This is a genomic window from Mesorhizobium sp. M7A.F.Ca.CA.003.01.2.1 (genome assembly GCF_003998945.1).
Taxonomy (GTDB): Bacteria; Pseudomonadota; Alphaproteobacteria; order Rhizobiales; family Rhizobiaceae; genus Mesorhizobium; species Mesorhizobium ciceri.
The window spans coordinates 1-4,451 of record NZ_RZRA01000452.1 but is presented as its reverse complement, the minus strand read 5'-3'; the positions used below and the strand labels follow the sequence as shown (position 1 = coordinate 4,451).

Sequence of the window (4,451 nt, the reverse complement as noted above, 5' to 3'; positions counted from 1 at the left end):
TTATAGAACCGGCTGATAATCCCCCACGCCTCATCCGCGGTGTCGACGAAGTCGATGATGTCCTGATCGCCGGGGCTGATCGTGCCCTGCTCGGCGAGGAAATCGAGATCGATCGCCCGCTTCCAGAAGGATTTGCCGAACAGGATCACCGGCACGCGCTCCATGCGCCCTGTCTGGATCAGGGTCAGCGTCTCGAAGAATTCGTCCATCGTGCCGAAGCCGCCCGGAAACACCGCGACCGCCTTGGCGCGCATGACGAAATGCATCTTGCGGATAGCGAAATAATGGAAGTTGAAACAGAGCTCCGGCGTCACATAGATGTTCGGCGCCTGCTCGTGCGGCAAGACGATGTTGAGGCCTATCGACGGCGCGCCGACATCGTCGGCGCCGCGGTTTCCCGCTTCCATCACGCCAGGCCCGCCGCCGGTCACCACGACATATTCGCGGTAATAGGAGGTAGCCGATTGCTGCGAGCAGAGGCGGGCGAATTTGCGCGCTTCCTCGTAGTATTTGCTGTTCTCTTCGAGGTTCTTCTTCTGCGTCTCGTTCTTGGCCGCCCAGGCCTCGCCGCCGGGTTCCGGCAGGCGCGCACCGCCGAACAGGATCACCGTCGAGCGGATGCCGCGTTCGGCTAGGATCATTTCCGGTTTCAGGAGTTCGAGTTGCAGCCTGACCGCGCGCAACTCGCGCCGCGTCATGAAGTCGGGATCGTTCCAGGCGAGCCGGTAGGTTTCGGCACGCGTCTGCGGCGTGTCAGGCACGCTCTTCGACCGCTCCAGATCCTCGTCCGAATGCGGCAGCGGCGTCCACCCCGCCTTTTCCATAGGAGTCATAACTACCCGTCCAATTCCCTTAACTGCGCCGTCCCGTGACGCACACGCGATTGACCCCCATTAAGCCTTAACATAGGGTCCGCGCGACTTTCAAAACAGGTTAAGGCTCAGTCCCTTAACAGCTTGGTAATGGAGCGAATTCATGTCGAAGCCCGATCTGGCGAGCCTCGAAAAGACCATCGAGAAGGCCTTCGAGGAACGCGATGCGATTTCGACTGCGACGCGCGGCGAAACGCGCGATGCCATCCAGTCGGCGCTTGACCTGCTCGACCGCGGCGCCGTCCGCGTCGCCGAGCGGCAGGCCGACGGCAAGTGGCATGTCAACCAGTGGCTGAAGAAGGCCGTGCTTTTGTCCTTCCGGCTCAACCCGATGGAGATCATCAAGGGTGGTCCCGGCGAAGCGACGTGGTGGGACAAGGTGCCGTCGAAGTTCGATGGCTGGGGCGCTGTCGATTTCGAAAAGGAGGGCTTTCGCGCCGTGCCGGGGTCGATCGTGCGTCGCTCGGCCTATATCGCGCCGGGCGCCGTGCTGATGCCGTCCTTCGTCAATGTCGGCGCCTATGTCGATACAGGCACCATGATCGACACCTGGGTCGGGGTAGGCTCCTGTGCCCAGATCGGCAAGAACGTGCATCTTTCCGGCGGCGTCGGCATCGGCGGCGTGCTGGAGCCGATGCAGGCAGGTCCGACCATCATCGAGGACAATTGCTTCATCGGCGCGCGCTCGGAAGTGGTCGAGGGCTGCATCGTGCGCGAAGGCTCGGTGCTCGGCATGGGCGTCTTCATCGGCCAGTCGACCAAGATCGTCGACCGCGCTACCGGCGAGATTTTCTATGGCGAAGTGCCGCCGAATTCCGTCGTCGTCGCCGGAGCGATGCCGGGCAAGCCCTTTCCGAACGGCGAGCCGGGTCCGAGCCTCTACTGCGCCGTCATCGTCAAGCGCGTCGACGCCAAAACCAGGTCCAAGACCTCGATCAACGAATTGCTGCGCGATTGATCTTTGCGCAAAGCGGGCGCACCTTCCGCCGGCGCGACAATCGGTCGCGCGGGTTCATCATGGAGGGGTGACATGGACTGGAAGTATCTGCTCACAAGTTTTGACGGTCGCATCAACCGTGGCAAGTTCTGGGCCGCGATTGGCGTTTTCATCGTCATTGGCATCGTTGCCTTTATTCTCGATGCGATCCTCGGTACACGCATCACCACGGCCAGTGGCGCCCAGATCGGCATCATCGGCATTCTCATCGCTCTGGCCTCGATCTATTTCGCACTCGCAGTCTACGCCAAGCGCTGGCATGATCGCGGCAAGTCGGGCTGGTGGAGCCTGATCATGCTGGTGCCATTGATCGGCCCGATCTGGTTTCTGGTGGAATGCGGCATTCTCGAAGGCGCCAGGGGCGCCAATCAATATGGACCGGACCCGCTTGCCTGACAGATCAGATCTCACCTGGCTTTTCTTCAAAACCTCGGGCCGCGTCAGTCGCGCGGCCTATTTTCTTGGCGGGTTGCTCGTCGCTATCATCCAGGCCTTCCCGCTCTACCGCTTCACGCTGGTGCCGGAAGGTTCGGCCGAGAGCAACATGTGGTCGTTCATCTTCTTCGTCGCCTTCATCGCCTCGCTGTGGTCGAACATTGCCCTGGCGGTCAAGCGGCTGCACGATTTGGACAAGCCGGGCATTGCGGCGCTGATCCTGTTCGTGCCGGTGGTCTCGATCGTGGCCTTCCTTGTGTTGTGCCTGTTTCCGGGGCAGCCTGGACCCAACCGCTACGGCCGGCGCACCAACGAGCCAGCACAACCCTGAGGTTCGATCGGACATGCGCTACCGTACGCTTGATCCGAAACTGATCATCGAGACCGCAGAACGGCTGGAGACGCGCGTTGCGGAGCGTTTCCCCGATGCCGGCCTGCGCGGCGTTGCCGCCGAACTGGTCTCGCTGTCGCGCGACCTGGCACAGGGCGCCAAGGCCCTGGAAGCGCCGATCTGGTGGCTGCGCGGCCTCATCGTCGCCGCTGTCGTTGCCGGCGCACTGATGTTCATCTTCGTCGGAACCGTATTGCCATTCGACCGCATTTCCAAACCGGGTGATGCCGTCCAGTCTGTGCAAGGCATCGAAGCTTCGCTCAACATGTTCATCCTCGCCATTGTCGGATTTCTCGCCTTGATCCGCTCCGAGGAGCGCATCAAGCGCAAGCAGGTCTTTCGCCAGCTGCATGGCCTGCGCTCGCTGATCCACGTCATCGACATGCACCAGCTGACCAAGGATCCGGCGGCGCTGTCGGCCGATTTCAAGCCAACGTCGCATTCGCCCGCCCGCATCACCAATGCCGCCGACCTGGCGCGTTACCTCGACTATTGCTCCGAAATGCTGTCGATCACCGGCAAGATCGCCGCATTGTTCGCGCAGTCGGTCAATGACGACGTGGTCATCGACGGCGTCAACGACATCGAGAACCTGGCGTCCAACCTGTCGCGGAAAATCTGGCAGAAGATCACGTTGATCGACGGCCGGCCGGTGCAACAATCTGCTCCGGCGCCAGGCCCGGCGAGCCAAGCCGCTCCGCTTCCGCCGCGCGCACCAAGGCGATGATCCGCTGAACCGTCGGCACGGGCGTGCCGGCCTTCCCCGCCAGCCGCAAGATGGCACCTTGCAAGTCGTCGATCTCCGTCGGCCGGCCGCGCTGAAGATCGTCCCACATCGACGAGCGCGCCTGCGGGTCGATCGCCAGCATGCGCCGCGCCAAGAGCTTGAACAGCCAGTCCGGCAGCCTGAGCACTTTCGGCAGCAGCGCCGGCCGCAGGCCGGCGATCCGCGCCGGCTCGATGCCGGACGCTTTCAGCGCCGTCAGCGCCTCGTCGATCTGGCCAGCCAGGATCAGCCGCCAGCGTCGGTCGGCCAGTTCGGTTGCCAGCGGCAGGCCGGAAAGCGCCACCAGCGCGTTGTTCAGATTCATCAGCAGCTTGCCCCACAGCACCGCCTTCATGTCGCCATGCGCTTCAACCGCAAACCCTTCGACGCCAAGCAGGCCGACCAGGCCGGCATCGCCATCCTCGACCATCACCTTGCCGTCGCTGGCGCGGTGCACGCGCAGCGGCAGCTCGCCGTCCGGCGACTGCACCACATTGAACGGCACCATGCCGGCCAGCACCGTTCGCCGGCCAAGTCCGGCACGCAGCCTGTCGGCATTGTCGACACCGTTCTGCAGGCTGATCACCACGGCGTCGGGCCGGGCATGAGCTTTGATAAGATCCGCCATGTCCTGAGTGGCGCCGCTCTTGACCGTGACCAGGATCACGTCTGCCTGCGGCAGGGTGGCGGCCGGATCGGTGGTGACGGCAAGCGCCTCCGGCTTGATCGAGCGATCGCGGCCCTGGAGGTCGCTGACCCGCAATCCACCCTGCCGCAACGCTGCCTCAATGCGCGGCCGGGCCAGCAGAATGACCTTTCGGCTGGCCAGCGCCAGGCAGCCGCCGGCATAGCAGCCGATGCTGCCGGCACCGGCTATGACGATCCGTTTGTCCTTGTCTGCCATCCTGTCGCCCGCGCCGGGTCGCAACTATACGACATGAAAACCATAATATCGGCGGTATCGCCAGCCATGAGGCTGGCCCCTATGTC

General features: G+C 63.2%; 6 protein-coding genes. 4 read left to right on the top strand and 2 right to left on the bottom strand.

What is annotated here, in order from left to right; all coding sequences use genetic code 11:
- A partial coding sequence (locus EN969_RS18485; RefSeq protein ID WP_206525177.1) for an LOG family protein occupies window positions 1-833 on the bottom strand: 833 nt, incomplete at its 3' end.
- Window positions 834-975: 142 nt separating this feature from the next.
- On the opposite strand from EN969_RS18485, the gene dapD reads away from it, so the two are divergent.
- The 4 genes from dapD to EN969_RS18465 all read left to right on the top strand — a co-directional run bounded on the left by dapD (window position 976) and on the right by EN969_RS18465 (window position 3,422).
- Window positions 976-1,830, top strand: coding sequence for a 2,3,4,5-tetrahydropyridine-2,6-dicarboxylate N-succinyltransferase (gene dapD / locus EN969_RS18480; RefSeq protein WP_013528480.1), 855 nt, complete (start codon window positions 976-978; stop codon window positions 1,828-1,830).
- 72 nt (window positions 1,831-1,902) lie between these two features.
- A complete protein-coding gene (locus tag EN969_RS18475) occupies window positions 1,903-2,265 on the top strand; it encodes a DUF805 domain-containing protein (RefSeq protein WP_013528479.1) in 363 nt (120 codons plus the stop codon).
- On the top strand, window positions 2,258-2,635 hold the full coding sequence (locus EN969_RS18470; RefSeq protein WP_024502086.1) for a DUF805 domain-containing protein: 378 nt from the start codon (window positions 2,258-2,260) through the stop codon (window positions 2,633-2,635). The genes EN969_RS18475 and EN969_RS18470 overlap by 8 nt, the downstream gene beginning before the upstream one ends.
- 13 nt (window positions 2,636-2,648) lie before the next feature.
- The gene (locus EN969_RS18465; RefSeq protein ID WP_063169724.1) at window positions 2,649-3,422 is read left to right on the top strand and encodes a hypothetical protein; all 774 of its coding nucleotides are present in this window, start codon (window positions 2,649-2,651) and stop codon (window positions 3,420-3,422) included.
- On the opposite strand, the gene EN969_RS18460 is transcribed toward EN969_RS18465, so the two are convergent.
- Window positions 3,325-4,365 (bottom strand): 2-dehydropantoate 2-reductase, encoded by a 1,041-nt coding sequence (locus tag EN969_RS18460; protein ID WP_063169725.1) that lies wholly within the window; start codon window positions 4,363-4,365, stop codon window positions 3,325-3,327. The genes EN969_RS18465 and EN969_RS18460 overlap by 98 nt on opposite strands.
- Window positions 4,366-4,451 lie beyond the last annotated feature (86 nt).